Genomic DNA, 2126 nt, shown 5'->3' on the forward strand with positions numbered 1-2126 from the left:
GCCCCCGGGGATCCGACCGGGGGCGCGGGACGTCAGCGGGTGTCAGCGAGGCGCCGGCAGATCGCCGGCAGGTTCGCAGGCAGGTCGCCGGCAGGGCGTCAGCGGGACCTCAGTGGCGACTCAACGGCCCTGGAGGCGCTTGACGTTGTCGCCGAAGCTCCACCCCTTCGAGCCGTCCCAGTTGATCGACCAGGTCATCAGCCCCTTCAGCGAGCCGCCGAAGGCGTTCCACGCCTGGCCGACCAGGCCCGGGTCCATGTAGCCGCCGCCCGCGCCGGGCTGGGCCGGCAGGCCGGGCACCTGCTTGTCGTACGGCACCTTGACGGTGGTGCCCTGGATGGTCAGGCCGTTGTTGAGGCACTCCGTCTGCTTGGTGAAGCCCTGGACGGTGCCGGCCTGGTAGGAGTCGCCGGAGCAGCCGTACATGCTCCCGTTGTAGTACTGCATGTTCAGCCACCACAGCCGCCCGTTGTCGGCGTACTTCTTGACGATCGGCAGGTAGGCGCCCCAGATCGACCCGTAGTTGACGCTGCCGCCGGTGACGTACGCGGTCTCGGGGGCCATCGTCAGGCCGAAGCCCGCGGGCATCTGGGCCAGCACGCCGTCGATGATGCGGATCAGGTTGGCCTGCGAGGCGGACAGCGTGTTGATGTTGCCGCTTCCGGACAGGCCGGTCTCGATGTCGATGTCGATCCCGTCGAAGTTGTACTTCTTGAGGATCGGGACGACGGTCGCCACGAACCGGTCGGCGACGGTGCTGGAGCTCAGGTCGATGCCGGCGGCGGCGCCGCCGATCGACATCAGGATCGTCGCCCCGGCCGCCTTGGCCTGGCACATCTCGGCGGGGGTCGAGACCTTGACGTTGGTGTCCATGCCGTCCTGCCACAGGACGGTGCCGTCCGAGAGGATCACCGGGAAGGCGGCGTTGATGACGTTGTAGCCGTGCGCGGCCATCCGGCTGTCCGTGATGGGCACCCAGCCCATGCCGGGGTGGACGCCGTTCAGGGCGCCGTCCCAGTTCTCCCAGTACCCCTGCAGGACCTTGCCCGACGGCTTGGGCTTCGTGGGGCAGGTCTCGCCCGGCGGCGTGGTGGTGGGCGGCGTCGTCGTGGGCGGCGTGCTGGTCGGGGGCGTGGTGGTGGGCGGGGTCGTCGTCGGTGTGGTGGTGGTCGGTGTGGCGGTCGGCGTGGGGCTGCTGCCGCCGGGGCCGGTGAGCGACACGTCGTCCGCGTAGAACTCGGGCTGCCCGTACCAGCCGTGCAGGTAGACGGTCACCGAGGTGGTGTTCGCCCCGGTGGTGAAGCCCACGCTGAGCTGGCTGTACGACGCGCTGCTCCCCGTCCAGGTCGAGGCGTTGGTGACGCCCGTGCCGGTGGCGCCCAGGTAGACGTAGCTGCCCTGGACGTAGGCGCTCAGCGTGTACTGGGAGTTGGGCTGCACGCTGACGGTCTGGGTGCACTGGGCGGTGTCCTGGCCGGTCGGCGTGGCCTTGAGCGCGGAGGCGCCCGAGTGGACCGGGCTGCCGACGGCCGCGCCGGAGCCGGCGGTACAGGTCCAGTCGGCGAGCCCGTTCTCGAACCCGGCGTTGGCCACCAGGTTGGGGGTGGCGGCCCCGGCCGTGACGGTCCCGGCCACGGCGAGGCCGGCCCCGATGACGGCGGCGGCACTCACCCCGGCGAGGGAGCGCTTGAGCAGCGTCGGCCCGGGTCGGCCGGTCCGCTGGACCTGGGACGCGCGTTCCACGGTCGCCCGCAGCGGGCGGGGTTGACGCGGCCTTCGACGGAACATGGCTGTGCTCCCTTTCCGCCGAGCGTCATGGGCATGACCGACGCGTGGGGGCGTGACGCCCGGCTCTGGGTGTGGGGGACGTGTGGGGCTGTGCCGGTCCGGATCGTAGGAGCGGCGGCAGGGCCCGTCAATAGGTCTGGACCATTTGAGGTCTGGACCAATTGCGCGAAAACCGGGAGAACCGGCAAAGCCCGTTCCGGGTACGGGGTTTCGCCTTTGCCCCACGTGGCCGGGCCCGCCGGACTAGTACTGCAACGGTGCTTAGCGTGATGAGGCTTCGGTTTTCGGGCTGTGGCCTCGTCGTTTGTAGTGGCTGTTCCGGGCTTGGTGCTGGCGTC

Annotated in this window: 2 pseudogenes; both read right to left on the reverse strand. The window is 70.4% G+C overall.

From position 1 onward, the window contains the following. Nucleotides 1-120 precede the first annotated feature (120 nt). A pseudogene (locus tag ABZW03_RS40190) lies at nucleotides 121-1077 on the reverse strand (chitinase); the annotation flags it as partial. 186 nt (nucleotides 1078-1263) lie between these two features. Further along, nucleotides 1264-1788 (reverse strand): annotated as a pseudogene (locus ABZW03_RS40195) (carbohydrate binding domain-containing protein); the annotation flags it as partial. Nucleotides 1789-2126: the final 338 nt, after the last annotated feature.

The sequence above is a fragment of the Kitasatospora sp. NPDC004799 genome (genome assembly GCF_040609095.1).
In the GTDB taxonomy this organism is placed as follows: Bacteria; Actinomycetota; Actinomycetes; order Streptomycetales; family Streptomycetaceae; genus Kitasatospora.